The organism is Vogesella perlucida (assembly GCF_979366545.1).
In genome coordinates, this window is sequence record NZ_CEETRO010000007.1 from 72,689 (window position 1) to 98,298 (window position 25,610).

The window sequence follows — 25,610 nt, forward strand, 5'->3', positions numbered from 1 at the left end:
TGCAAAGCCAAGCACCGTTTGTATTTCTACGCCTAGCGTGTGACAACGTCAAGACAAGCCGGTAAAAGTTAAGGGGCTTGAAAAAGCCGCCATACGAACCAAAATTGAAATAAGCGCGAATTCGCAGAAGGTTCCCATGTCTACGCAGCACAAGGATGATGTCTCGACGGCAGCCCGCAAGGCCGAGGTAAAGCCCCCCCCGATGTATAAAGTATTGTTATTGAACGATGATTTCACGCCGATGGATTTTGTCGTTGAGGTACTGCAGCATTTTTTTCACATGAATGCGGAAAAAGCCACAATCGTGATGCTGCAGGTCCACAATGAAGGTAAGGGTCTTTGTGGCATTTATACCAAAGACATCGCCGCCACCAAGGTAGAGCAAGTTTCGCAGCACGCACAAACGCACCAGCATCCACTGCAGTGTGTCATGGAGGAAAACTGATGATTGCCCAAGAACTGGAAGTCAGCCTGCACATGGCCTTTATGGATGCACGCCGCAAACGGCACGAATTCATCAGCGTGGAGCACCTGCTCCTGGCGATGACTGACAACCCGTCTGCAGCCGAAGTCCTCCGCGCCTGCGGCGCCAACATTGACCAGCTGAAAAAGCAGCTGGGGGACTTTATCGACGAACATACGCCCACCGTGCCAGGTGATGCCGAGGTGGAAACCCAGCCCACACTGGGCTTCCAGCGCGTGATCCAGCGCGCCATCCTGCACGTGCAGTCGTCTGGAAAAAAAGAAGTCACCGGTGCAAACATTCTGGTGGCCATCTTTGGCGAAAAAGACTCTCACGCCGTGTACTACCTGCATCAGCAGGGTATTTCGCGCCTGGACGTGGTCAACTTCATTTCGCATGGCATTACCAAGCAAAACGCCAAACCGGCTGCCAGCCAGGAGCCACACCACGATGCCTCTGGCGAAAACGAGGGTGAAGACAGCGGCAACGCACCAGGCGGCGCACTGGAAAACTACACGCAGAACCTGAACCAGCAGGCACGTGATGGCAAGATCGACCCGCTGATCGGCCGCGAGCACGAGGTCGAGCGCGTGATCCAGATCCTGTGCCGCCGCCGCAAGAACAACCCGCTGCTGGTAGGCGAAGCCGGCGTAGGCAAAACCGCCATTGCGGAAGGCCTCGCGCGCCGCATCGTGGCGGGTGATGTGCCGGATGTGCTGGCCAAGGCCACGGTGTACTCGCTGGATATGGGTGCCCTGCTGGCAGGCACCAAATACCGTGGCGATTTCGAACAGCGCCTGAAACAAGTCATCAAGCAGCTGGCAGAAGACAGCCACGCTGTGCTGTTCATCGACGAAATCCACACGCTGATCGGTGCGGGAGCGGCCTCTGGCGGTACGCTGGACGCGTCCAACCTGCTGAAACCGGCCCTATCCAACGGCAGCCTGCGCTGCATTGGCGCCACGACCTATAGCGAATACCGTGGCATTTTCGAAAAAGATAGCGCCCTGTCGCGCCGCTTCCAGAAAATCGATGTACCAGAGCCGTCGGTAGAGCAGACGATCGAAATCCTGAAAGGGCTGAAAAGCCGTTTCGAGGCACACCATGGCGTGAAATACACCCTGGCGGCCCTGTCGACTGCGGCCGAGCTGTCGGCGCGTTACATCAATGACCGCCACCTGCCGGACAAAGCCATCGACGTGATCGACGAAGCTGGCGCTGCGCAAAAAATCCTGCCCAAGTCCAAGCAGAAGAAGGTGATTAACAAAGGCGAAATCGAAGAGATCATCGCCAAGATTGCCCGCATTCCTGCCAAAACCATCAGCAGTGACGACCGGAACGTGCTGAAGAACCTGGACCGCGACCTGAAAAACGTGGTGTTTGGCCAGGACAAAGCCATCGAAGCGTTGGCCGCAGCCATCAAGATGTCACGCTCCGGTCTGGGCAACCCGCAAAAGCCGATCGGCTCTTTCCTGTTCTCCGGCCCCACCGGCGTGGGCAAGACCGAGGTGGCGAAACAGCTGGCTTACTTCCTGGGCGTGGAGCTGCTGCGCTTTGACATGTCCGAATACATGGAACGCCATGCAGTAAGCCGCCTGATTGGCGCGCCACCGGGCTATGTCGGCTTCGAACAGGGCGGCCTGCTGACTGAACAGGTAACCAAGCACCCGTACGCGGTGCTGCTGCTGGACGAAATCGAAAAAGCCCACCCGGACATTTTCAACGTGCTGCTGCAGGTGATGGACCACGGCACGCTGACCGATAACAACGGTCGCAAGGCGGATTTCCGTAATGTGGTGATCATCATGACCACCAATGCGGGTGCAGAGTCGCTGTCCAAATCGAGCATCGGCTTTACCAACAGCAAGCAGGCAGGCGATGAAATGGGTGATATCAAGCGCCTGTTCAGCCCCGAGTTCCGCAACCGTCTGGATGCCATCATCCCGTTCGGTATGCTGAACGAGGAGATCATCCTGCAGGTAGTGGACAAGTTCCTGATGCAGCTGGAACAGCAGCTATCGGACAAGAAAGTGGAAATCCACTTCAGCGACAGCCTGCGCAAGTTCCTGGCGAAGAAAGGTTTCGACCCGCTGATGGGCGCCCGCCCGATGGCACGCCTGATCCAGGACACCATTCGCAAAGCCTTGGCCGACGAGCTGCTGTTTGGCCGCCTGGCGGGTGGCGGCGAGGTGACGGTGAATCTGGACCAGGACGACAAAGTGGAGCTGGTGTTTGCCGAAAGCCCGGCCGAAGCCACGGCGTAAAGCGCATTGCCCACGACAGCCCCGGTAGACTACCGGGGCTTTTTTTGCGGCCAACCTTAGCCGCGCGGGTGATGCGCGGCGTGTAGCGCCTTCAGGCGCTCGCGGGCCACGTGCGTGTAGATCTGGGTGGTAGATAGGCTAGCGTGCCCCAGCAGCAGCTGTACTACGCGCAGGTCGGCACCGTGGTTCACCAGATGCGTGGCAAAAGCGTGGCGCAGCGTATGCGGGCTCAGCGGCGGCGCACCGGCTTGCTTGCCGTAACGGGTAATCAGGTGCCAGGCCATTTGCCGGGTCATGGCCTGCTTGCGGTTGCTGACGAACACGTCTTCGCTACGCGCTGCCCCCATGATGAGTGGCCGGCTTTCTGCCAGGTAACGGCGCAGCCAGTGCTCGGCCACCTCGCCCAGCGGCACCAGCCGTTCCTTGTTGCCTTTGCCCACAATACGCACATAGCCTTCGCCCAGATACAGCTGGCCCAGTGTCAGGCCAACCAGCTCGCTGACACGCAGGCCGGTGGCGTACAGCGTTTCGATCAGGGCACGGTCGCGCAGCCCTAGCGGGGTATCAATATCCGGTGCGGCCAACAAGCCATCAACGTGGCTTTCCGATAGTGTGCCCGGCAGGCGCAGGCCTAGCCTGGGGGCTTGCAGCCGGGCCGACGGGTCGTCTTCGCGCAGCTTCTGCTGGCACAGGTAGTGATAAAAGCGCCGCGCCGCGGACAGGCGCCGCGCGCGCGTAGCCGGCTTGTCGGTATCGATCAGGCCCAGCATGACCTGCTCCAGCGCAGGGGTGTCTGCCGTATCCAGCGTATGGCCAAATGGCTGCAGCGCGGCTTCTAGCCGCAAGAGGTCGCGTCGATAGGCCGCCAGGGTATTGGCCGACAGGTTGTCGGCCAGCCAAAGCGTATCGAGAAAGGCGTCGAGGTAAAGCGATTTTGCTGCCTGTTGCATGGGGGTGCGGCCAACCTGGTTGCAAATGAAAAAAGCGCCAGCCGAGGCTGACGCTTTCAGGGTACGACAAGTTAAACCCGTTGGGCTTACTTGCGAACCAGCTTTTCCTTGATACGTGCGGATTTGCCGGTACGACCACGCAGGTAGTACAGCTTGGCACGACGCACAGCACCGCGACGCTTCACTTCGATGGAAGCTACCAGCGGGGAGAAAGTCTGGAAAGTACGCTCAACGCCTTCGCCGGAAGAGATCTTGCGCACGATGAAGGAGCTGTTCAGACCGCGGTTACGGATGGCGATAACAACGCCTTCGTAAGCCTGCAGACGCTCGCGGTTACCCTCTTTTACTTTTACCTGAACGATAACGGTATCGCCCGGTGCAAATTCAGGGATGGTTTTACCCAGACGGGCGATTTCTTCCTGTTCCAGTTTCTGGATCAGATCCATGTTACTGCTCCTTGTTTTTGAGGAGATCTTGTTCCTGCTGGTACTCTGCCAGCAGCCGAGATTCCTGTTTGGATAAAGTGCGGTTTTTCAGCAAATCCGGGCGGCGCTCGAAAGTGCGGCCCAGCGACTGCTTCAAACGCCACTTGGCGATCATGGCATGATTGCCGGACATCAGGACATCCGGTACGCGCACACCACGATATTCTTCAGGGCGGGTGTAATGCGGGCAGTCCAGCAAGCCATCCACAAACGAATCTTCGTAAGCAGACTGGGCGTCGTTCAACACCCCAGGCAAGAGACGCACAATGGCGTCCATCAGGACCATCGCCGGCAGCTCGCCACCGGACAGCACATAATCACCTACCGAAATTTCTTCATCGACTTCACGATCGATCAGGCGCTCGTCTACCCCTTCGTAACGGCCACACAGCAAAATCAGGCCTGGCATGCTAGCCAGTTTGCTGACCTTGTCGTGCGTCAGGGGGGCACCCTGCGGCGACAAATAAACCACGTGTGATTTATCCACACCGGCAGCGGCCTGTCGTGCGCGCGCTGCAGCAATCGCTTTTTCCAGCGGTTCTACCAGCATCACCATACCGGGGCCGCCACCATAGGTGCGGTCGTCTACGGTGCGATGGTTGTCACTGGTGAAGTCGCGTGGATTCCACGCTGAAAACTGCCAGATCGATTGTTCAATTGCCCGCCGGCTTACGCCAAAGCGGGTAATTGCATCAAACATCTCGGGAAACAGCGTAATCGCATCAAGCTGCATTAATAATCCAGACCCCAGTCCACGGTAATCCGTTTTGCGGCCAGATCTACATCGACAATGTAATCGGACACAAAAGGTATCAGCCGCTCATCCGTATCACCACGGACAACCAGGACGTCATTGGCGCCGGTTTCCATCAGCTCGGCAACTTTGCCCAGCACGATGTCTTCCTTATTCACCACGTCAAGGCCGATCAAATCAATCCAGTAATACTCATCATCTGCCGCTGCCGGCAGCTGATCGCGGGCGATGGCAATTTGCATGCCACGCATCCCTGCGGCGATTTCCCGATCGTCAACGCCATCAAACTTGACAACCAGACCCTTAGGCTGGGCGGAGCCATCCGTAAAGGTATAGGGTTTCCATTCGCCGTCTTTCTTTAGCCACCATTGCGGGTAGTCGAAAAGACTGTCGGCGTACTGGGTATCCGCCTGGACTTTCACCCAGCCACGAACGCCAAAGGCGCCGCGGACAAACCCCATTACAACTAGATCAGCGTCACGCATGCGCCTTGCTTCCGTACTGTAGACTGATCAAAACTGATCAGGCAGCCTTCGGCTGGTCTTTCAGCAGCTTGGCTACGGAGTCGGTCACTTGCGCGCCAACGCCGATCCAGTAGTTAACGCGGTCCATGGCCAGACGAACGCGCTCTTGCTTGTCGTTAGCGACAGCATTGTAGAAACCCAGACGTTCGATGAAGCGGCCATCGCGACGGTTGCGGGAGTCGGTAACAACGATGTTGTAGAACGGACGGTTCTTGGAGCCGCCACGTGCGAGACGAATTACTACCATTGTCGATTGTCCTTAAATATACGGAATCGTAGAAAAGCCCCCGATTCTATGGCATTTTTCCCTTACGCTGCAAGTGCTTATTGGCTGTTTTGCACAGGGGGTGCTTGCAGCAGGTCTTTGGTCACGATAGTGAGGGCCCGATCCTCCGGGTGCACCTGCACTACAAAGCCTAAGCGGGACATGAGTTTAAGCATGCCTTTGTTGCCGGCCAGCACCTCGCCCACCATCACTTTCAGGCCCTGCTCGCGCGCTGCGTCAAACAGCGCATTCATCAGAATCACACCAATACCTTTGCCCTGCCAGTGGTCGGCCACCTCCAGCGCGAACTCGCAGCTTTCGTTATCCGGGTCGGTGACGTAACGGGCTACGGCCAACTGCTCTTCACCTTCAGCCGTTTCGTGCGTCATGGCCAGTGCCATTTCACGGTCGTAATCCAGCTGGGTAAAGCGTACCAGCATGGACTGCGACAGCTGCTTGATACTGGACATATAGCGGTTGTAGCGGCTTTCTTCCGACAGGTTGCGCACAAACTCCTGCGTCATGTAGGCGTCTTCGGGGCGTACCGGGCGTATGTTAACCGCGGTACCGTCTTTCAGCATTGAGCAGTGCACCATGTGCATGGGGTAAGGCATGATGGCCATATGGCCGTACGGCTTGGTGCGTTTGACGGTCTGCACGATGATGCGGGCGTCCAGCGCGATCACGCCGGATTCGTCGGCCACCAGCGGGTTAATGTCCATCTCGCGCACTTCGGGCAGCTCGCACACCAGCTCGGACACATGCAGCAAGACGCTTTTCAGGGTGTCGATATCCACGCCAGGCATGTTCTTGAAGGGCCCCAGAATCTTGCCGATGCGGGTTTTGTCTATCATACGCTCGACCAGATAGTGGTTCACTGGTGGCAGGCTTAGCGCCCGGTCTTGCATGATTTCTACCGCAATGCCGCCCGCACCGAAGGTAATCACCGGGCCAAACGACGCATCGTGCGTTACCCCTACCATCAGCTCGCGCGCGTGGCGGCGCTTGCGCATGGCCTGTACCGACACGCCTTCGATACGCGCGTCCGGCTGTGCCTCACGCGTGCGGCTCATGATGCCGGCAAAAGCTTCGCGCAGGGAGTGCTCGTTACCGATATTCAGCTCCACACCGCCCACGTCGGACTTGTAGATAATGTCTGGCGAGTCGATCTTCAGCACTACCGGGTAGCCGATCTCTGCGGCCAACCCGATAGCCTCGTCTACATCCTTGGCCAGCGTGGTACGGTTTACCGGGATATTGAACGCCGCCAGCACTTCTTTGCTTTCCCGCTCGGATAACACCGAGCGCCCTTCCAGCAAGGCCGTCGTAATGACGGCGCGGGCTTTCAGCACGTCGGGCACCACCTGCTCGCCTTCCAGCGGCGCAGGCGTCTGCAGCAGCATTTTCTGGTTATGGTGATAAGACGCCAGGTTGCGGAACACCTCGATGGCAAACTCGGGGGCGCGGAAGTGCGCGCACTTGGCTTTGGAAAACAGTTCGCGGCTTTCGGACACCTTGGCATCCCCCAGCCACGACAGGAACATCGGCTTGCTGCTTTCGCGCTGCAGCCCCACCATCAGTTGGGCTGTAGTCAGGTGGTCGGTACCGGCCTGCGGGGTAAAAATCACCAACACACCATCGACATTGGCATCATCCAGACAGGCTTTGACCGCGGTACGGAAGCGCACCGGGCTAGCATCGCCGATGATGTCTACCGGGTTGCCGTGCGACCAGTTGGCCGGCAGCGATTCATTGAGCAGCTCCAGCGTGGGCGGTGTCAACTTGGCCAGCTCCACACCGTACATATAGGCACTGTCTGCGGCCAACACGCCGGGGCCAATGCCGTTGGTGACGATGGCCAGGCGCTTGCCGGCCACGCGATAGTTGGCCGCAAGCACCTTGGCGGCGGTAAACAGCTGGGCAATGGTGGCCACGCGCAGCACACCGGCGCGGGACAGCGCCGCATCGAACACGTCACCGCTTTCTACCAGGTTGGACGAGTGCATCAAGCCGGTGACGTCGTCTTCGTAGCGGCCGGATTTCACCACTACCACCGGCTTGGTACGCGCGGCGGCGCGCAGGGCGCTCATGAAGCGGCGGGCGTCGTGCACGTGGTGCACATGCAGCAAAATACCCTGGGTGAAGTTGTCTGATACCAGGTAATCCAGAATCTCGCCGAACTCCACGTCCAGCGCTTCGCCCACCGAGACCACGCTGGAAAAACCGATGCCTTTACTATCAGCCCAGTCCAGCATGGCAGTACACAGTGCCGACGATTGCGACACCAGCGCCAGATTGCCGGCCTTGACCTTACTGGTGTAGTTGCTGGCGTTGAAACCGGCTACCGGGCGCATCAGGCCCAGCACGTTCGGCCCCAGGATGCGGATACCGTAATGCTTGGCAATGGACACCGCCTCGTTCAGCGCCTCGCGCTCTTGCGCTTCGCTATCGCCAAAATCCTTGGCCAGCAAAATACCCTTCACGCCTTTCTTGCCACAGTCCTTCACGATGCCGGGCAAGCTGCGCAGCGCCGTGGTCACCACCACCATGTCCACCGGGCCTTCGATCAGCTTGACCGAGGTATAGGCCGGTATGCCGCCCACTACGCGGTGGTGCAGGTTTACCGGGTAGAGCTTGCCCTGGAAATTGCCGGCCAACAGGTTGGCAAAAATCGCCTGCCCCACCGAGCCTGGCGTATCGCTGGCACCCACCACGGCCACATTGCGTGGTGAAAACAAAGGTGTGAGGTAATGCGGTTTCATGATTTATCCATCCCGATGGTTTGACGGCGTCCTGCCGCAGCAGCCACGCCCTGGCCATAGCGGCATTCGTGCGTGCTGCGTGGTACACGCGTAGTATTGACAGTTGCATCAAGCGTATCAAGCTAGTAGCGCGGCTTGCACAATATTGCTAATCTTCGCGGTTTCGCGGTACAGCCATGTTGTGCCGCATCAAACGATTACCCAGATCCGGAAAAGGCCAGTCCCTCACGGGAGAACCGTCATCATGAGCAAACGCGTCGTTACCCTTGCACACTACTATACCCAGCCTGAAATCCAGCAGATGGCCGACAAGGTCGGCGATAGCCTGGAGCTGTCGCTGTTTGCCCGCGAGTCCAAGGCTGACATCATCGTGTTTGCCGGTGTCCGCTTCATGGCCGAAACCGCCAAGATCCTGAACCCGCAGGCCGAAGTGATTCTGCCCGATGCAGGCTCCACCTGTTCGCTGGTTACCCAGACCGACGTTGCTGCGCTGCAACAGTGGCGCGAAAGCCACCCGGACCACGTGCACGTGTCGTACATCAATTCGTCCGCCGCGCACAAGGCGCTGTCCGACTGGATCGTCACCAGCCGCAACGTGGACGACATCATTGCGCATCTGTATGAAGAAGGTAAGAAAGTCATCTTCTCGCCAGACCGTAACATGGGCGCCTACCTGAACTACCAGTACGGCTACGACATGCCGCTGTGGTCGGCCGTGTGCGAGGTACACGACAAGTTCAACGAAGCCGCACTGAACGAAGCCCTGACCGCCACCCACGGCAAAGCCCACCTGATTGCCCACCCGGAAAGCCCGCTGCCGGTGCTCAAGCGCGCCCAGTACGTTGGCTCCACCTCCGGCATGCTGAACTGGGTGAAAGCCTTCCAGGGCAGCAGCAGCGAAGTGATCTTTGTCGCCACCGAAGACGGCATCCTGTACAACATGCGCCTGGCCCGCCCGGACCTGGACATCCGCCAGGCACCGATCTACGCCGGCTGCCAGTGCAACTCCTGTCCGTACATGAAGATGAATACCATCGACGCGGTAAAACGCGCCCAGCAGGGCGAAGGCACCCGCATCGACTACCTGTCCGAGGCCGAAATGGACGCCGCACGCCTGCCGATAGAACGCATGCTGGACTTCAGCCAGCGCTACTACCAGTAAGCCAGCGCAAAACCACACAGCCCGCCGAACGCGGGCTGTTTTTGTTTATGCAACGGGCACGGCGGTTTGCGCCATGCCCATACGCGGATACAATCGTTAAGTCTTGATGGAAAGCTGCGATGAAAATTCTGATTAGTAACGACGACGGTTATTTTGCACCCGGCTTGGCAACGTTGGCCGCACACCTCGCCACCCTGGGCGAGGTCGTGGTGGTCGCGCCCGAGCGCGACCGCAGTGGCGCCAGCAATTCGCTGACCCTGGACCGCCCGTTATCGGTCAGGCAAGCCGCCAGCGGCTTTTATTATGTCAACGGCACGCCAACCGACTGCGTGCACGTTGCCATCACCGGCTTTCTGGATTTCCGCCCGGACATCGTCGTGTCCGGCATCAATCACGGCCCCAATATGGGCGACGATACGCTGTACTCCGGCACCGTCGCCGCGGCCACCGAAGCCTTCCTGCTGGGCATCCCGGCCATTGCCGTATCGCTAGCGGGTAAAAACCGCCACTTCGATACCGCAGGCCAGGTTGCCACAGACCTGGTACGACGCTTTCAGGCGCAGCCCTTCAGCCGCCCGATGCTGCTGAACGTCAACGTACCCGACATCCCGGCCGAACAGCTAACCGGCACCGAGGTCACCCGCCTGGGCCGCCGCCATCACGCCGAACCGGTGATCCGCGCACACAATCCGCGCGGTGAAGCTGTGTACTGGGTAGGCCCGGTCGGCCCCGAGCAAGACGCCGGCAACGGCACCGATTTTCACGCCATCCGCCAGCAGCGCGTGTCCATTACGCCGCTGATGATAGACCTGACCGCACGCGATCAACTGGATGAAATACACACATGGCTCAATCCCTAGTTGCAGGCAGCAATTTCGGCATGTTCTCCGACCGTACCCGTATGCGGATGGTGGAGCGGCTGCGCCAGAACGGCATTAGCGAAGAACGCGTGCTGGCCGCCATGTACGAGGTACCCCGCCACCTGTTCATCGACCAGGCGCTGGCCACCCGGGCCTACGACGATGTATCGCTGCCTATCGGCCAGGGGCAAACCATCTCGCAGCCACTCACCGTGGCCCGCATGACCGAAAAGCTGCTGGAAGGCCGCGACAAACCCGGGCGCATTCTGGAAATCGGCACCGGCTGCGGCTACCAGACGGCCGTACTGCTGAAAACCGGCGCCGAGGTGTTTTCCATTGAACGTCTGGGCGGCATTCTGGACAAAGCCAGACAGAACCTGCGCCAGGCCAAGCTGGTTCACGCCCGCCTGGTACATGGCGATGGCCACCTGGGGCTGCCGGATGTCGCGCCGTTCGACGGCATCATCATCACGGCAGCGGCACGCCAGGTGCCGCCTGCCCTGCTGGCGCAGTTGGCCGACCATGGCCGCCTGGTCATTCCGGTAGGCGACCAGGAGCAACACCTGTGGTTATACGAGAAAACCCCCGAGGGCATGCGACAAACCCAGCTGGAGCCAGCCAAGTTTGTCCCCCTGCTGCCCGGTAAGCAATAAGCAAAAAAGCAACACCCGTTCCTATAGATTCTTGTCTGACAATTTACAGCAGGCAGATAGCTGACATATAAAATCGGTACTCAATGCAAAACATCTTGTTAAAAAAACTGGCACTAATCGGCAGCAGCATCGCAGTAGCCTCGCTAATGGCAGGCTGCGCACAGCTGCACCAGGAAAACCCTGCAGAAATCGTGAAAGGCACGCCCACTACGCAAAAACCGCGTAGCGATGCGCCAGCCAAGCCGGCAGCGACCCAGCCGGCCTCGACCGGCAAGGCCAGTACACAAGCCATTGCACTGGGTACGTCCCCGCAAGCCAGAGCGGTAGCGGGCCAGACAACCCACACCGTTCAAGCCGGTGAAACCCTGTACCGCGTTGCTGTGAATAACGGCCTGCGCTACCAGGACCTAGCTGAATGGAACAATTTGGACGGTTACACCATCAAGGTTGGCCAGGTTTTACGGCTAACCCCACCCGATGCACCGCGTACTGGTGCAACGGTAACCGCCCCAGCCGCCAGCAGCACTACTACCGTAGTGAAGCCGGCAGAAACCAAACCGGCAGCAGGCCAAGTGCCGGTTGAAGCCAAGGCACCGATAAGCGGTGCCGACGCTCAGGCAGCCAGCAAGGGCTATCCGAAAGCCTTGAAGCTGCCGTACTCGGAGGAGGCCATCAAGAGCCTTCCGGCCCAGAGCGAAGGAAGCGGTAAACCTGCCGTCAACGTACCAACCGCCAAGAACACGCCGGACAAACCGGCCAGCAAAGTAGAAGCAGCAACACCCGTCGCTCCGGCAGGCACGCCTGTCGAAGCCAGCAGCCCAAAAGCTGCCTCTACCGGTGTGGTATGGGCCTGGCCTACCCAGGGTAACGTGGTTCGCGGTTTTTCGGACCAGAACAAAGGCATCGACATTGCCGGCAAAGCAGGGCAGCCGGTGAATGCCGCCGCCGATGGCAAAGTGGTGTATAGCGGTAGCGGTTTGCGCGGTTACGGGAAGCTCATCATCCTGCGCCACGACAAAACCTTCCTGTCGGCCTATGCCCACAACAGCCAGTTACTCGTGAAAGAGGGCCAGTCTGTCAAGAAAGGACAGAAGATTGCCGAAATGGGGAATACCGATGCTGACCAGGTAAAACTGCATTTTGAAATCCGTCAGCTAGGCAAACCTGTCGACCCGAGCAAATTTCTGGAAACCAGACCCTGACCGGACCCAGTCCTGATCAGGAGCGCAAGCGGGGGAATTATCATGAGCGACGATCTTGATCTGCTGGAAGAAGTACTGGACGAAGAAGTAGAGGCCGATGACGAGCCCCGTGCCGAAGCGGAAGACGCAGAAGAAGCGTCGGCCAGCAAGGGTTTTGAAGATATTGCCGATGTCACCCAGATTTACCTGAACGACATCGGCAGTAATGCCCTGCTGACACCGGCACAAGAAGTCGAACTGGCCAGGCGTGTCGTACAAGGTGACTTCAGTGCGCGACAGAAAATGATCGAGCACAACCTGCGCCTGGTAGTAAATATTGCCAAACACTACATCAACCGCGGCCTGGCGCTGCTGGACCTGATTGAAGAAGGCAATATCGGCCTGATGCATGCGCTGGAAAAGTTCGACCCGGAACGTGGCTTCCGTTTTTCTACCTACGCCACCTGGTGGATACGCCAGAGCATTGAACGCGCGATCATGAACCAGTCGCGCACCATCCGCCTGCCGGTACACGTCATCAAGGAGCTGAATGTCTACTTGCGCGCTGCACGCCATCTGGAAAGCCAGATGGGTCGCGAGCCGACGCTGGAAGACATTGCCCACCTGACAGGCAAACCGGTAGACGAAGTTCGCAAGGTGCTGAACCTGAACGAACGCATGGCATCGCTGGATGCACCACTGGATATCGACCCGATGCTGTCCATCGGCGAATCCATCCCGGACGAGCAGCACGAAGAGCCGGATATCCAGCTGCATAACGCACAGATAGAACACTTTGTGCACGACTGGCTGGGCCAGCTTACCGACAAACAGCGCATGGTCATTGAGCGTCGTTACGGTTTGAATGGGCAGGAAGTCTGCACACTGGAAGAGCTGGCCGCCACCCTGAGCCTGACGCGCGAACGGGTACGCCAGATCCAGATCGAGGGGCTGGAACACCTGCGCCGCATCCTGCGCCGCAAAGGTGTCACCAAAGACTACCTGATCTGACACCATCGCAGCACACACACCACCGGCAGCCCGCGCGCTGCCGGTTTTTTATTGTGCAACGCCAGCCAGACTAGCGCTTGCGGCCAACCTTGGCCGGGCGAAACGCCCGCACCTGTCGCCATAAACGGCGCCAGGCCGCCTTATCGCCCCCTTGCGGCGAGTACTGCAAACGCTGCCACTGCTGCAGCAAGGCGGCCAGCGCTTGCTGGTCGGCCTCTGCCAGCTGCCTTGCACGGGCCTGTAGCTCGCCAGCGGTATCACCCGGCGCCACCGCCAGGCCGGCACGGCGCAAGCGCTGTACCAGCGCTTGCCATACCTGCTGCGGCAGGCTGCGCCGCACGCGGCGGCCATGCAACACATAGGCCGCCAGCGGCAGCAGGACCAGCGCCATGCCGCCCAGCAAAGCCTTCGCCACGTTGGCCGCAGACACCTCGCCCAGACCCAGTTTCTGAAACAGGTTCTGCTGGCTGGCGGCATCGTAGCCCACCACCCAGCGCTGCCAGCTAAAGTTGGCCAGCTGCCACTGCTGGCCTACCCACTGCGCCCAGCCCGGCGGGCGGCCGCCGACCAGCGGCATGCGCGGTGCCACCTCGCGCAGGGTATTGTCGATGCCGGCATCCACCCGCTGCGGGGCCACCAGCGCGGTAGCGTCCACCCGCTGCCAGCTGCCGTTTACCCAGACCTCGCTCCAGGCATGGGCGTCGGACGAGCGGATCTGCCAGAAGCGCCCCTGCGCGTTGAATTCCCCACCCTGGAAACCTACCACAACACGTGCGGGCAGCCCGGCAGCGCGCGCCAGTACGGTAAATGCCGAAGAAAAGTGCTCGCAAAAACCCTGGCGGCTGCCAAACAGGAAACCATCCACCACATTGTCAGCCAGCGTGGGCGGGTTGAGCGTATAGCGCAGGCCTTGCTCGGCCAGCCACAGCTGCAGCGCCTGCAGGCGCGCAGCAGGCTGCGGGTGGCGCTGCGCCAGCGACTGCCCGGCCTGGATGGTGCGCGGGTTACCGGCGGGCAGCTGTAGATAAAACCCCTGCTCCCGCTCGCCCAGCGCGTCGCGATACTGGCTGCTGGCCACACTCTGCACGCTGTAGCGCAGCCTGGCGGTGTTGGCCGCCTCCACGCGGCGCAGCTTTTGCTGATAGCCCAGCACCACGCCCTCGCCCGCTGCTACGCCCTGCTCCAGCATGGGCAGGTAGCCCTGGAACGGCTCGGCGACCACGTCGTATCGCAGCGCCGCCGTATCGGCACCCACCTCAACCCCGCGTGGCAAAGCCAGGTTGGCCGCCGTCCAGCGCGCACCGTCAAACTGGTCGAACACCATCACACGCCAATACAGCTGGCTGACGCGCGGCTGGCTACCACGAAACTCGGCGGTAAACACCGGCTCACGCGAAGGGATCATCTTGCCGATGGCACCGGGGCTCATGCTATCGGCCAGGCCGGTGGTGGCACCTTGTTGTTCGGTGGGCATGCTCCACAACGGGCCGGGCAAACGCGGCATCACCACAAACAGCACCGCCATCAAGGGGAACGATAACAACAGCGCCCGCGCCGTCACCGCCGGGCTCAGGCGGGCGTCTTCGCCCGCTAGCAATACCATGGCCCAGGTCAGCGCAAACAGCGACAGCAATAACCACAACGCTGACAGCGGGCTCTGGTCAAACAGCAGCGGCATGGCCGCCAGAAAAAAGCCCAGCGCCAGCAGCACGCGCCAGTCGCGCAGGCTGGCCGTTTCCAGCGCCTTGCCGCCCACCAGCAGCAACAGAAAAGCCACCCCACCCTCGCGCCCCACCAGCGTACGCAGGTTCAGCCACAAGGCAGCGATGGGCAGCAGCAAACCCAGCATCAGCCAGAGGCGGCGTGGCAAAGGCCGACGCTGCCACACCAGCGTAGCGCGCCAGGCGAGCAGCAGGGCAAACACCAGCGGTACCCAGCCCGGCAGGTGCAAGAACAAGGGCAGCGCGACCAAGGCCAGCGCCGCCAGCACGGCAAAGCTGGCCAGCCTGAGTTCATCCGCCAGCATCGTGTACTCCAAAGCGGGCCAGCGCCAGCAAAGCCGGCTCGCCGTCACCCGCATCGACGTGGTATTCCCCCTGCGGCAGCCGCAGCCGCAGGCCGGCCCCGGCGCGGGTGGCCTGCAAGACATGCCAGCATAAGTGGGATAAGCACTGCTCGGGCGGCACGTTGGCCGCGTAGTCATCCCAGCTCAGGCTGGGCAGCCCGCCAGCGTCCGCAGGGCTGGCAAACTCGCGGGCGGCCAGGCTGCCGCGCCGGGCATACACGCGCCAAGCGATACGGTGCAGGCTCTGCCCTGCCTGCCAAGGGGCCAGGCCGGCGAACTCGTCGCCGCCGGGCGCTGTGGCGGCGGCTTCTCCCTCTTCCCCTTGCCAGGCCAGCTCGCGCGGGTCAGCCAGCGGCTGCGGGTACACCCACAGCGCCGCCTGCAAACGGACATGGCTAAACGCCCGCACCAGGCCCAGCGGTGCCTCCGACCATACCCGCAACACCGGCATGGCCAGCTGCCCGCGATACGGAGCAGCCAGCGGCAAGGCATAGTCACCGGGGGCGGTGCTTTCAGCCAGCACGGTATCCCCTTCATACCAGCGCAGTCGCAAGCGTCGTGGCTGGGTATCGGCCCATTGCAGGTGTACAAGAAAGCGCGCCTCGTCCCCGGCAAACACGTTGGCCGCCGCGCGTGCCTGCAGCTGCAAGCCCGCCAGCTGACGGTAAGCCAGCAACACCGACAGCAGCATCAGCGCCACAATCCAGAACGACAGCACGTAGGCCAGGCTTACCGCGTAGTTCAGCGCGCCGACCCACACCGCCAGCGCCACCACCAGCATGATGGCGCCAAAGCGGGTGGGCAGCAGGTAAATGCGCCGCTGCGTCAGCCGTGCCTGCGCCTCACGAGGGGTATGGCGCAGCACCCATTGCTGCAGCGCCTTACGCCAGCGCCACATTGCCCAGTATCCGCAGCAGCAGCGCGCTGCTGTCGCTACCCGGCAGGCGAGGTGTCAGTCGGTGCGCAGCCACCGGCACAAACACGGCCTTGATGTCTTCCGGCAACACATGGTCACGGCCATCCAGCAGCGCCCACGCGCGCGCTGCGGCCAACAAGGCCAGGCCGGCACGCGGGCTCAGCCCATGCACAAACAGCTCGGGCTGGCGCGTGGCCTGCAGCAGCGCCAGCACATAGCCAGCCAGCGCAGGGGACACATGCAGGTTGGCCGCCTGCTGCTGCAGCTGTAGCAAATCAGCCGTACTCAGCGCGGCAGTCAGCTTGTGCATGACCTGGCGGCGGTCGCCGCCTTGCAGCAGCTTCAGCTCGGCGTCAGCCGGCGGGTAGCCCAGGGAGATGCGCATCAGGAAGCGGTCCAGCTGCGACTCGGGCAAGGGGAAGGTGCCGCGCTGGCCATCCGGGTTCTGCGTGGCAATGACAAAGAACGGCTCGGGCAGCGCATGCGTCGCGCCATCAGCGGACACCTGGTGCTCCTCCATGGCTTCCAGCAGCGCGGACTGTACTTTGGGCGAGGCGCGGTTGATTTCATCGGCCAGCAACAGCTGCGAGAACACCGGCCCGGGGCGGAACTCGAAGCGCCCCTCCCCCGGCAAAAACACGCTGCCGCCCAGCACATCTGCCGGCAGCAAGTCGCTGGTGAACTGCACGCGGCGGTAGTCCAGGCCCAAGACGGCAGCCAGGCTATGCGCCAGGGTAGTTTTGCCCACGCCGGGCACATCCTCGATCAGCAAGTGGCCACCCGCCAGCAAACACGCCAGCGCTAGCCGGGTTTGCTGTGGTTTCCCCAATATCAAGGCATTAAGTTGACGATACGCAAAGGTGATGGATTGCATTCGGGCCTGCTTACGCGCACTATTTATTAAAAAATCATATATCCCTTTTGCCTCGGCAAAGCAATAAGGAAACGCTTGTGCTTAACTGGTTGAAATCTCATATTACCGGCGGCGGGCTCACCGCCTACATCACCCATAGCGACTGCCTGCAGCACAATATGGGCGTGGGCCACCCGGAATGCCCCGAGCGGCTGGTGGCCATCAAGGACCAATTGATGGCGTCGCAAATCTTCGACAGCCTGCAGGAAATCGATGCCCCACAGGTCAGCGAACAACAGCTGGCCAGGGTGCACCCGCCACATTACGTCGAGTACATCGAGGCCTGCGCGCCGTCGGTCGGTACCTTCCGCGTGGACCCGGACACCGCCATGAACCCCGGCACCCTGCCGGCGGCACAGCGTGCAGCCGGTGCCGTGGTCAAGGCGGTGGACATGGTGATGAACAAAGAAGCCCCCAATGCCTTCTGCGCCATCCGCCCGCCCGGCCACCACGCCGAAAGCGACAAAGCCATGGGCTTCTGCTTTTTCAACAATATTGCTGTGGGCATTGCCCACGCCTTGTCGCAGTACCGGCTGGAACGCGTAGCAGTAGTGGACTTTGACGTTCACCACGGCAATGGCACCGAGGAAATCTTTCACGACGACCCGCGCGTGATGATGGTGTCCATCTTCCAGCACCCGTTCTACCCCTATAGCGGCGATAATCCCATGGGCAGCAATATGCACCATGTGCCGATGAAAGCCGGTAGCGGCAGCCGCGAGTTCCGCGAAGCGGTGGAGTATTTGTGGCTGCCGCAGCTGCGAGAGTTCCAGCCGCAGATGATTTTCATCTCGGCCGGCTTTGATGCGCACCGCGAAGACGACATGGGTTCGCTGGGCCTGGTGGAGGCCGACTACGAGTGGGTAACACGGCAGCTGATGATGGTGGCAGCAGAATGCTGCGAAGGCCGCATCGTGTCGGCACTGGAAGGTGGCTACGACCTGTCGTCGCTGGCACGCAGCGTGGCGGCGCACGTGAAAGTGCTGTCGGACGGCTAACCCTGCCCTGCCCGCCATTGATATGAAAAAACCGGCCACCAGGCCGGTTTTTTACTGGTTCGCCGCATCAGCCCTGCGGCAAAGCTTGCCGCCACTGCGGGTGGCGCCAGTACACCCAGCGCTGGCGCCAGCGCGGCAGATGGTCTACAAACACGCGGCCAGCCAGATGGTCCAGCTCGTGCTGGATGGCGGCAGCCTGAAAATCGCAGGCCGTCAGGGTAAAAGGTTGGCCGCACCGATCCAGCGCAGCCAGCTCTATCACTTCGGCACGGGCAATAGTGGCACGGTAGCCCGGCACGCTCAGGCAGCCTTCCTTGCCACGTACCCTACCGCGCTGCGCCACGATGCGCGGGTTGATCATTACCAGCGGGGCGTTGCGCCCGTCGCTGACATCCACTACCGCCACGGCCAGCGCCTCGCCAAGCTGGTTGGCTGCCATCCCCACACCGTTGCGGGTGGCGTACAGCGTATCCAGCAAGTCATCCACCAGAGACTGCACCTGACTGACATCGTTTACCGGCATGGCCTGGCGGCGCAGGCTGGGGTCACTCAGGGGCAGTATCGGGCGAATGGTCATGGCTCAGGGCTGTTTTTTGTCTCCCGGCTCGGCTTGGCCAATCTTGTCTTCCTGGCCGGTCAACAGGTTTATCAGGTTGGATTTATGGCGATGGATCACCAGAATCGCAATGATAATGCTGGTGCCCCAGAACACACTTTGCGGCCCGACAATAAAAAACGCATAAACCGGCACCAGCACACAGGCCACAATGGCAGACAGCGATGAAATCTTCACCACAAACGCCATAAAGAGCCAGGTTGCCAGTGCGGCCAAGGCCAGCCAGCCGTTGAACGCAGCCAGTACGCCCACGGCCGTGGCCACGCCCTTGCCACCCTTGAAGCCAAAGAACACGGGCCACATATGGCCTGCCAGCACCGCCAGGCCTGCCATGGCCACGGCTTGCTCACCCAGGCCGTAAGCCGGGCCGAACTGCTGCACCAGCAGTACCGCAACCCAGCCTTTCAGGCCATCGCCCAGCAGGGTCAGTGCAGCGGCCAGCTTTTTGCCAGAGCGCAGTACATTGGTGGCGCCGGGGTTTTTGGAGCCGTAGGTACGCGGATCGGCCATGCCCATCAGCTTGGTCACGATCACGGCAAAAGACAGGGAGCCAATCAGATAGGCACCCAAAATAAAGGCAAACGCTGTTGTGGTCATGGCTTATCCACTAGAATGCAAGGCTTGGCATTTTACGGTATCGGGCAACAAACCCAAAGCCCGCAACGATGGACATTATCTTTTTGCGCGAAGTGCGCGCCGACACAGTCATCGGCGTATACGACTGGGAGCGTACCGCGCCCCAGACGGTGCTGCTGGATATCGAGTACGGCATCCCCAGTGAAGTAGCCTGCCACAGTGATGATATTGGCGACACCATCCACTACGGCGAAGTCGTCGAGCGCGTGCGCGCCTCGCTGGCGGCGCAGCATTTCCTGCTGATCGAAGCGCTGGCCGAACACATTGCCAGCATCGTGCGCGACGAGTTCGGCGCGCCGTGGGTACGCGTAGCGGTCACCAAGCTGAACATCCTGCCGGATGTCAAACACGTGGGCGTGATGATAGAGCGCGGCCACCGCCCGCACTAAACACGCTGCCAGACAAGACAATGCGGCCAACCCTGTTACCAGGTTGGCCGCATTGTTTTATTCAGCGCTGCGTGAATACCGGCTCAGGCGTCTTCGCGGTTCCGCATGAAGTCGGCAGTATTGTAAAACGCCTCGATCAGCTTGGCTTTCAGCCAGTCTTCGCACACCAGCTCGTTCACCGCCTGCGTCATGCACTGCATCCACTGGTCGCGCGCCACGCTATCAACGGCAAACGGCATATGGCGCATGCGCAAACGCGGGTGGCCAAAAGTATCCATGAACAGCGGCGGGCCGCCCAGCCAGCCGGACAGGAACATGTACAGCTTCTCGCGCGAGCCAGCCAGGTCGGCCGGGTGCATATCGCGCAGGCTTTTTACCGACGGGTCGGTATCCATGATGTCGTAGAAGCGGTCGGTCAGCCAGCGCACCACGCCAGCACCGCCCAGCAGCTCGTAAGGGGTCATTTCCTGCATGATGGTTTCCTGCAAAACAAGGGCTGCATGGTAGCACGGCGGCGATGGCCTACCCTGCCCCACATCAATAAAACCGGTGCGATCAAGCTAGCACACACACTAGCCGTGCAAAAACGGGAAAGCGATCTCCGGCACCTGCCCGCTAAGCAGCTGCGCCAGCGCACGGCCAGAGCCGGGCCCCTCGGTCCAGCCCAGGGTACCGTGGCCGGTATTGAGCCACAGATTACTGTAACGATAGCGGCCGATCAGCGGCACATTGCCGGGCGAGGCCGGGCGCAAGCCGGTCCAGAACTGCGCGGCGTCCCAGTGGCAAGCGTCGGGGAACAGCTGCTGCGTGCGCCGTACCAGCGCCGCGCAGCGCACCGGGTTCAGGTGGCTACTATAACCCGATAGCTCGGCGGTACCGGCCACACGCAGCGTGTCCCCCAGGCGCGAAAACACCAGCTTGTGCGACTCGTCGGTAATGCTGACCTGCGGCGCGCTGGCTGCATCGCGCAGCGGCAGGGTAGCCGAGTAACCTTTGGCCGGGTACACCGCAATGTGGTGGCCCAGCTGCGCCAGTAATAGCGGGGTATGGCTGCCTAGCGCCAGCACATAAGCATCGGCCTGTAGTGTCTCAAAGCGGCCATCCGCACCGGTAAGCGATACGCCGGCAATGCGCCCGCCCTGTGGCTGCAGGGCATTGATGCGCGTTTGCCAGGCAAACTGTACGCCCGCATCGGCGCAGGCCGCCGCCAGCTGGCAGGTAAACTGGTGCACGTCGCCGGATTCATCGCTCTCGCACCAGGTAGCGGCCAACAGCTGCGGGGCGATGGCCGCCAGCGCCGGCTCGCGGGCTACCGCGTCGTCTACCGACACCACCCGGCGCGTCACGCCCTCGGCGGCCAACAGCTTGCAGGCGGTCAGCGCATGCTCTACCTCCTGGCGGCTGAACAGCAAGGCCAGGATACCCTGCTGACGGTGCGCGTACTGTAGCGGCAGCTGCTGGCGCAGCTGAGCGAAGGTCTGCTGGCTGTAGCGCCCCAGCGCCACCATATGGCGCAGGTTGGCCGCATGGCGGCCGGGCAGGCATTCCCGCAAAAACTGCAGTGCCCAGCGCCACTGCGCCGGGTCCAGATGCGGGCGGAACCACAGCGGCGCATCCTCGCGCAGCATCCAGCGCAGCACGCGCCACGGCGTGGACGGGTGCGCCCATGGCTCGGACTGGCTCACGGAAATCTGCCCGCCATTGGCAAAGCTGGTCTCGCGGGCCGGGCCGCTGGCACGGTCTACCACCACCACATCATGCCCTGCCTGGCGTAAAAACCACGCGGTGGAAATACCGATAATGCCGGCACCCAGTATGGCAACCTTCATTTCACCCCCTGGCACACAAAAAAAAGGCCCACAAGGGGCCTTGCCGGCAAGCATGGTAAAGCGATGCAGGCAGCATGCCAAGCTGCCGCAAACGTCAAGCCTTACGGCGCGCCAGCTCGTACACGGTTTTGCCGCGCAGGGCAAAATACTCCGAGGCGAAATAGAAGTTTTCCGAGTGGCCAACAAACAGCAAGCCCTGCGGCTTGATCAGCGGGTGAAACTTTTTCAGCACGGCAAACTGCGTGTCACGGTCGAAATAGATCATCACGTTGCGGCAAAACAGTGCGTCGAACTGTTTGCGCATCGGCCAGTTGTTATGCACCAGGTTCAGCTGGCTGAAGGTAATCATATTGCGCAGCTGCGCTTTGGCCTGGTAGTTACCGTCGGGCAGTTTATCGAAATAGCGCGCGGCGTAGCCGGCTGGCAGCTTGGTGATCTTGTCGGCGCTATAAATGCCCTTGCGGCCAACTTCCAGCACGCTGGTATCCAGGTCGGTAGCCAGAATGCTGATATTGCCGCGCCCGCCCAGCGCTTCCAGCGCGGTCATGGCGATGGAGTACGGTTCTTCACCGGTGGACGAGGCCGCGCACCAGATGCTGATCTCCTGCCCTGCCGGCAGGGTTTTCAGGTAATCGGCCAGCATATGGAAGTGGTGTTCTTCACGGAAGAAGAACGTCAGGTTGGTGGTCAACGCATTCACAAACAGCTCGAACTCGCGCTTGCCACCCGCGCTTTGCAAGAAATCCACATACGCGGCAAAACCATCCAGCTTCAGCTCGCGGATGCGGCGCACCAGGCGGCCGTACACCATGTCTTTCTTGGTGGGGTTGAGCGAAATGCCGGCTTCTTTGTAAATCAGCTGCCGTACGCGTTCGAAATCCTGTTCGCTGAAGGCAAACTCACGGGTGAACTCCACCTTGGGCAACACGATGGGCGGAATCTTGTTATGCATGGTGTCTCTCCGCAAAAACAAAACCCGGGCAAGACCCGGGTTTGTGCATCAGGCAACGCTCGGGCTTACACCGAAAAGGACGAGCCGCAGCCACAAGTGGTTTGTGCATTCGGGTTGCGAATCACAAACTGGGAACCTTCCAGGCTTTCCTGGTAGTCGATCTCGGCACCCACCAGATACTGATAGCTCATCGGGTCGACCAGGAAGGTTACGCCTGCGCGCTCAATAGCGGTATCGTCTTCATTGGCGATTTCGTCAAATGTAAAACCGTACTGGAAGCCGGAGCAGCCGCCGCCGGTAACGAAAACGCGCAGTTTCAGATCCGGGTTGCCTTCTTCGGCCACCAGGTCACGCACCTTGTCGCAAGCGCTGTCGGTAAAGTTGATCGGGGACGGGGTTTCGGTAGCAGCAGTCATCTCACAAGCCTTTCGGTACAAGGACGGACCGCGCCAGCGGCCCTTCATCCTACTATTTTAGTAGGATATTGGGCCGCCTGGCGAGTTTTCAACATCAGGGCAGCAGCGGCACGATATTCAGGCCGGCATTTTCCGGCTGGCCAAACATCAGGTTCATCACCTGTACCGCCTGGCCGGAAGCGCCTTTTACCAGATTATCTTCTACCACCAGAATCACCAGCAAGTCGCCATTGCCCGGGCGGTGCACAGCGATACGTGCCGTATTGGCACCGCGCACCGAGCGGGTCTCCGGGCAGCTACCCGCGGGCAGCACGTCCACAAATGGCTCGCCGGCAAAGCGCTCCTCGAACAGCTGCTGGTAATCCACATCACGGCCTGCCGGTGTCAGACGGGCATAGATGGTGGAGTGAATGCCGCGGATCATCGGCGTGAGGTGCGGCACAAAGGTCAGCTTGACCGGCGCACCATGGATAGCCGACAGGCCCTGCTCGATTTCCGGGCTGTGGCGATGGCCCTTCACACCGTAGGCCTTGAAGTTATCGCTGGATTCGGCAAACAGGGTACCCACCTCGGCTTTGCGGCCCGCACCGGATACGCCAGACTTGCAGTCAGCAATCAGGGTATCGGTTTCGATGTACTGCTTGCCACCTTCCAGCAGTGGCAACAGGCCCAGCTGTACCGACGTCGGGTAGCAGCCCGCCATCCCGATCAGACGCGCCTGCTGGATCGCCTCGCGGTTGACCTCGGGCAGGCCGTATACCGCCTCGGCCAGCAGGTCGGTGCAGCTGTGCTCCATCGCGTACCACTTGGCGAATACGGCCGGGTCTTTCAGACGGAAGTCAGCCGCCAGGTCGATCACCTTCACGCCGGCTTCCAGCAGCTCGCGCGCCTGGGCCATGGCCACGCCATGCGGGGTGGCAAAGAACACCACGTCGCAGGCTTTCAGATCGGTTTCGTCGGGCGTACTGAACGCCACGTCCACACGGCCACGCAGGCTGGGGAACATCTCGGCCACTTTCATGCCGGCTTCCTTGCGCGACGTCACCGCCACAACCTGTGCACCCGGATGGTTGGCCAACAAACGCAACAGCTCGACACCGGTGTAACCGGTACCGCCGACAATGCCCACCTTGATCATGCGAGGCTCCTCTGGATATAAAAAAATGTCGCAAAGGCGACATGGTAAGGAGTGCTGCAGCGCAATGCAACCGGCAAAACCGGGCTGCCACATGCCCTGCCCCGTATCCGCTGCGCCACGGCAGCAAGCCGGCCTGCAGAGGGCAAGGCGTGGCAGTTTCTGCTCGGCACAAAAGAAAAAAGCCACCGCGAACGGTGGCTTTTTTTGTCTCGCAACAAGCAGATTAACGCTTGGAGAACTGCTTGCGACGACGTGCTTTGCGCAGACCCACTTTTTTACGTTCCACTTCACGGGCATCGCGAGTAACGAAGCCTGCGTGGGACAGAGTAGGTTTCAGCTCGGCGCTGAAGTCGATCAGGGCGCGGGTGATACCGTGACGGATGGCACCAGCTTGGCCGGTTTCACCGCCGCCGTTCACGTTAACCATGATGTCGAAAGACTCCAGGTGCTCGGTGATTTGCAGTGGTTGACGGATAACCATGCGACCGGTTTCGCGAGCGAAATACTGGTCAACTGGTTTGCCGTTAACGATGATCTGGCCGGAGCCTTTTTGCATGAACACACGAGCTACGGAGCTCTTGCGACGGCCGGTACCGTAGTAGTATTTACCGTTCATCTATACTTGCCTCAGAAATCAGATTTCCAGCACTTTTGGCTGTTGCGCAGTGTGCGGGTGCTCGGTGCCGGCGTATACCTTGAGCTTCTTGATCATGGCGTAACCCAGCGGACCCTTCGGCAGCATACCTTTAACGGCTTTTTCCAGAACGCGCTCCGGGAACTGGTTTTGCAGTTCGGTGAAGTTGCGCTCGTAGATACCACCTGGGTAGCCGGAGTGACGGTAGTACTTCTTATCCAGTGCTTTGTTACCGGTAACGCGCAGTTTCTCTGCGTTAACGACAACAATGTAATCACCGGTATCAACGTGCGGAGTGAACTCCGGCTTATGCTTGCCGCGCAGACGACGAGCGATTTCAGCAGCGAGACGGCCCAACACCTTATCTTCGGCGTCGACCACGAACCACTCGCGCTTTACCTCATGCGGCTTGGCAGAAAAGGTCTTCATGGAACTCTTCCATCGTAATTCTTGAAAGTTCCGGATTCTATTACAGAGATACCCTGCTGTCAAACCTAAGTCACGATTCAAGGCCTTGTCGGGCAAAGAGAAACCGTTTTCGGTACACATTGGGCAAAAAGGCAAAAAAAGAGCGCAATCGGGCTTGCCTGATTGCGCCAAGTTCCACCTATAGAAGGAGGATGGAGGAGACAACACCAAAACGCACACTTTCACGCAACGTCCTGATGTAGCTTGATTATGGAATTGCGCTAGGCACTTTGCAAGGCAATTTTGTGCATTGCACCAAAAAATGTTCTTCGCACGCTACAAACACTGTGCCATGCAGCAACGCCA

27 protein-coding genes are annotated in these 25,610 nt (G+C 60.4%); 9 read left to right on the top strand and 18 right to left on the bottom strand.

Features of this window, described 5'->3' with window-relative positions; all coding sequences use genetic code 11:
• Positions 1-136: 136 nt before the first annotated feature.
• Together clpS and clpA are read left to right on the top strand one after the other, a co-directional pair.
• On the top strand, positions 137-445 hold the full coding sequence (gene clpS, locus ACZ9XP_RS11590) for an ATP-dependent Clp protease adapter ClpS (protein WP_026108129.1): 309 nt from the start codon (positions 137-139) through the stop codon (positions 443-445).
• Positions 445-2,727 (top strand): ATP-dependent Clp protease ATP-binding subunit ClpA, encoded by a 2,283-nt coding sequence (gene clpA / locus ACZ9XP_RS11595; RefSeq protein WP_147686010.1) that lies wholly within the window; start codon positions 445-447, stop codon positions 2,725-2,727. The genes clpS and clpA overlap by 1 nt, the downstream gene beginning before the upstream one ends.
• A gap of 56 nt (positions 2,728-2,783) precedes the next feature.
• On the opposite strand, the gene xerD is transcribed toward clpA, so the two are convergent.
• The 6 genes from xerD to ACZ9XP_RS11625 form a co-directional block, all read right to left on the bottom strand.
• Positions 2,784-3,677 (bottom strand): site-specific tyrosine recombinase XerD, encoded by an 894-nt coding sequence (gene xerD / locus ACZ9XP_RS11600; protein ID WP_147686012.1) that lies wholly within the window; start codon positions 3,675-3,677, stop codon positions 2,784-2,786.
• A gap of 86 nt (positions 3,678-3,763) precedes the next feature.
• Positions 3,764-4,123 carry a 50S ribosomal protein L19 gene (gene rplS / locus ACZ9XP_RS11605; protein WP_017509889.1) on the bottom strand — a complete coding sequence of 120 codons (360 nt, stop codon included), beginning with the start codon at positions 4,121-4,123 and terminating at the stop codon, positions 3,764-3,766.
• Position 4,124: 1 nt separating this feature from the next.
• The gene (gene trmD / locus ACZ9XP_RS11610) at positions 4,125-4,895 is read right to left on the bottom strand and encodes a tRNA (guanosine(37)-N1)-methyltransferase TrmD (protein ID WP_147686014.1); all 771 of its coding nucleotides are present in this window, start codon (positions 4,893-4,895) and stop codon (positions 4,125-4,127) included.
• Positions 4,895-5,401 carry a ribosome maturation factor RimM gene (gene rimM, locus ACZ9XP_RS11615; RefSeq protein WP_026108130.1) on the bottom strand — a complete coding sequence of 169 codons (507 nt, stop codon included), beginning with the start codon at positions 5,399-5,401 and terminating at the stop codon, positions 4,895-4,897. The genes trmD and rimM overlap by 1 nt, the downstream gene beginning before the upstream one ends.
• Positions 5,402-5,438: 37 nt before the next feature.
• Positions 5,439-5,687 (bottom strand): 30S ribosomal protein S16, encoded by a 249-nt coding sequence (gene rpsP, locus ACZ9XP_RS11620; protein ID WP_017509892.1) that lies wholly within the window; start codon positions 5,685-5,687, stop codon positions 5,439-5,441.
• A 77-nt stretch (positions 5,688-5,764) separates the two neighbouring features.
• Positions 5,765-8,467, bottom strand: coding sequence for a bifunctional acetate--CoA ligase family protein/GNAT family N-acetyltransferase (locus ACZ9XP_RS11625; RefSeq protein WP_147686016.1), 2,703 nt, complete (start codon positions 8,465-8,467; stop codon positions 5,765-5,767).
• A gap of 244 nt (positions 8,468-8,711) precedes the next feature.
• On the opposite strand from ACZ9XP_RS11625, the gene nadA reads away from it, so the two are divergent.
• The 5 genes from nadA (at position 8,712) to rpoS (ending at position 13,334) form a co-directional block, all read left to right on the top strand.
• Complete coding sequence (nadA, locus tag ACZ9XP_RS11630; RefSeq protein WP_147686018.1) at positions 8,712-9,629, top strand: quinolinate synthase NadA; 918 nt, start codon at positions 8,712-8,714, stop codon at positions 9,627-9,629.
• A 119-nt stretch (positions 9,630-9,748) separates the two neighbouring features.
• A complete protein-coding gene (gene surE / locus ACZ9XP_RS11635) occupies positions 9,749-10,489 on the top strand; it encodes a 5'/3'-nucleotidase SurE (RefSeq protein WP_147686020.1) in 741 nt (246 codons plus the stop codon).
• Positions 10,474-11,142, top strand: a complete 669-nt coding sequence (locus ACZ9XP_RS11640) for a protein-L-isoaspartate(D-aspartate) O-methyltransferase (RefSeq protein WP_147686022.1) — start codon at positions 10,474-10,476, stop codon at positions 11,140-11,142. The genes surE and ACZ9XP_RS11640 overlap by 16 nt, the downstream gene beginning before the upstream one ends.
• Positions 11,143-11,237: 95 nt before the next feature.
• Positions 11,238-12,344 carry a peptidoglycan DD-metalloendopeptidase family protein gene (locus ACZ9XP_RS11645; RefSeq protein ID WP_240803438.1) on the top strand — a complete coding sequence of 369 codons (1,107 nt, stop codon included), beginning with the start codon at positions 11,238-11,240 and terminating at the stop codon, positions 12,342-12,344.
• A gap of 42 nt (positions 12,345-12,386) precedes the next feature.
• Complete coding sequence (gene rpoS / locus ACZ9XP_RS11650) at positions 12,387-13,334, top strand: RNA polymerase sigma factor RpoS (protein WP_147686026.1); 948 nt, start codon at positions 12,387-12,389, stop codon at positions 13,332-13,334.
• 70 nt (positions 13,335-13,404) lie between these two features.
• On the opposite strand, the gene ACZ9XP_RS11655 is transcribed toward rpoS, so the two are convergent.
• From ACZ9XP_RS11655 to ACZ9XP_RS11665, 3 genes are read right to left on the bottom strand one after another with little or no spacing between them, the layout of a single operon-like run.
• Positions 13,405-15,360 carry a transglutaminase TgpA family protein gene (locus ACZ9XP_RS11655; protein WP_465188495.1) on the bottom strand — a complete coding sequence of 652 codons (1,956 nt, stop codon included), beginning with the start codon at positions 15,358-15,360 and terminating at the stop codon, positions 13,405-13,407.
• Positions 15,347-16,297 carry a DUF58 domain-containing protein gene (locus tag ACZ9XP_RS11660; RefSeq protein WP_465188496.1) on the bottom strand — a complete coding sequence of 317 codons (951 nt, stop codon included), beginning with the start codon at positions 16,295-16,297 and terminating at the stop codon, positions 15,347-15,349. The genes ACZ9XP_RS11655 and ACZ9XP_RS11660 overlap by 14 nt, the downstream gene beginning before the upstream one ends.
• On the bottom strand, positions 16,281-17,189 hold the full coding sequence (locus tag ACZ9XP_RS11665; protein WP_147686032.1) for an AAA family ATPase: 909 nt from the start codon (positions 17,187-17,189) through the stop codon (positions 16,281-16,283). The genes ACZ9XP_RS11660 and ACZ9XP_RS11665 overlap by 17 nt, the downstream gene beginning before the upstream one ends.
• Before the next feature lie 77 nt (positions 17,190-17,266).
• Here ACZ9XP_RS11665 and ACZ9XP_RS11670 point away from each other — a divergent pair, with 77 nt between their 5' ends.
• Positions 17,267-18,226 carry a histone deacetylase family protein gene (locus ACZ9XP_RS11670; protein ID WP_170253678.1) on the top strand — a complete coding sequence of 320 codons (960 nt, stop codon included), beginning with the start codon at positions 17,267-17,269 and terminating at the stop codon, positions 18,224-18,226.
• A gap of 67 nt (positions 18,227-18,293) precedes the next feature.
• Here ACZ9XP_RS11670 and def read toward each other — a convergent pair whose 3' ends face one another.
• Together def and plsY are read right to left on the bottom strand one after the other, a co-directional pair.
• The gene (gene def / locus ACZ9XP_RS11675; RefSeq protein WP_147686034.1) at positions 18,294-18,803 is read right to left on the bottom strand and encodes a peptide deformylase; all 510 of its coding nucleotides are present in this window, start codon (positions 18,801-18,803) and stop codon (positions 18,294-18,296) included.
• A gap of 3 nt (positions 18,804-18,806) precedes the next feature.
• Positions 18,807-19,439, bottom strand: a complete 633-nt coding sequence (plsY, locus tag ACZ9XP_RS11680; RefSeq protein ID WP_147686036.1) for a glycerol-3-phosphate 1-O-acyltransferase PlsY — start codon at positions 19,437-19,439, stop codon at positions 18,807-18,809.
• Positions 19,440-19,507: 68 nt separating this feature from the next.
• On the opposite strand from plsY, the gene folB reads away from it, so the two are divergent.
• The gene (gene folB, locus ACZ9XP_RS11685) at positions 19,508-19,867 is read left to right on the top strand and encodes a dihydroneopterin aldolase (RefSeq protein WP_017509905.1); all 360 of its coding nucleotides are present in this window, start codon (positions 19,508-19,510) and stop codon (positions 19,865-19,867) included.
• 83 nt (positions 19,868-19,950) lie between these two features.
• On the opposite strand, the gene ACZ9XP_RS11690 is transcribed toward folB, so the two are convergent.
• From ACZ9XP_RS11690 to rplM, 7 genes are all read right to left on the bottom strand, one after another.
• On the bottom strand, positions 19,951-20,340 hold the full coding sequence (locus ACZ9XP_RS11690; RefSeq protein WP_147686038.1) for a group II truncated hemoglobin: 390 nt from the start codon (positions 20,338-20,340) through the stop codon (positions 19,951-19,953).
• Between the two features lie 99 nt (positions 20,341-20,439).
• Positions 20,440-21,696, bottom strand: coding sequence for a D-amino acid dehydrogenase (locus tag ACZ9XP_RS11695; RefSeq protein ID WP_147686040.1), 1,257 nt, complete (start codon positions 21,694-21,696; stop codon positions 20,440-20,442).
• 94 nt (positions 21,697-21,790) lie between these two features.
• Entirely contained in the window at positions 21,791-22,648 is an 858-nt protein-coding gene (locus ACZ9XP_RS11700; protein WP_147686042.1) for a CheR family methyltransferase, read from the bottom strand.
• A gap of 65 nt (positions 22,649-22,713) precedes the next feature.
• Positions 22,714-23,064, bottom strand: a complete 351-nt coding sequence (erpA, locus tag ACZ9XP_RS11705; RefSeq protein WP_017509909.1) for an iron-sulfur cluster insertion protein ErpA — start codon at positions 23,062-23,064, stop codon at positions 22,714-22,716.
• Positions 23,065-23,158: 94 nt separating this feature from the next.
• Positions 23,159-24,202, bottom strand: coding sequence for an N-acetyl-gamma-glutamyl-phosphate reductase (argC, locus tag ACZ9XP_RS11710; RefSeq protein ID WP_147686044.1), 1,044 nt, complete (start codon positions 24,200-24,202; stop codon positions 23,159-23,161).
• Positions 24,203-24,425: 223 nt separating this feature from the next.
• Entirely contained in the window at positions 24,426-24,818 is a 393-nt protein-coding gene (gene rpsI / locus ACZ9XP_RS11715) for a 30S ribosomal protein S9 (RefSeq protein ID WP_017509911.1), read from the bottom strand.
• 18 nt (positions 24,819-24,836) lie between these two features.
• Positions 24,837-25,265, bottom strand: a complete 429-nt coding sequence (gene rplM, locus ACZ9XP_RS11720; protein WP_017509912.1) for a 50S ribosomal protein L13 — start codon at positions 25,263-25,265, stop codon at positions 24,837-24,839.
• Between the last annotated feature and the right edge of the window lie 345 nt (positions 25,266-25,610).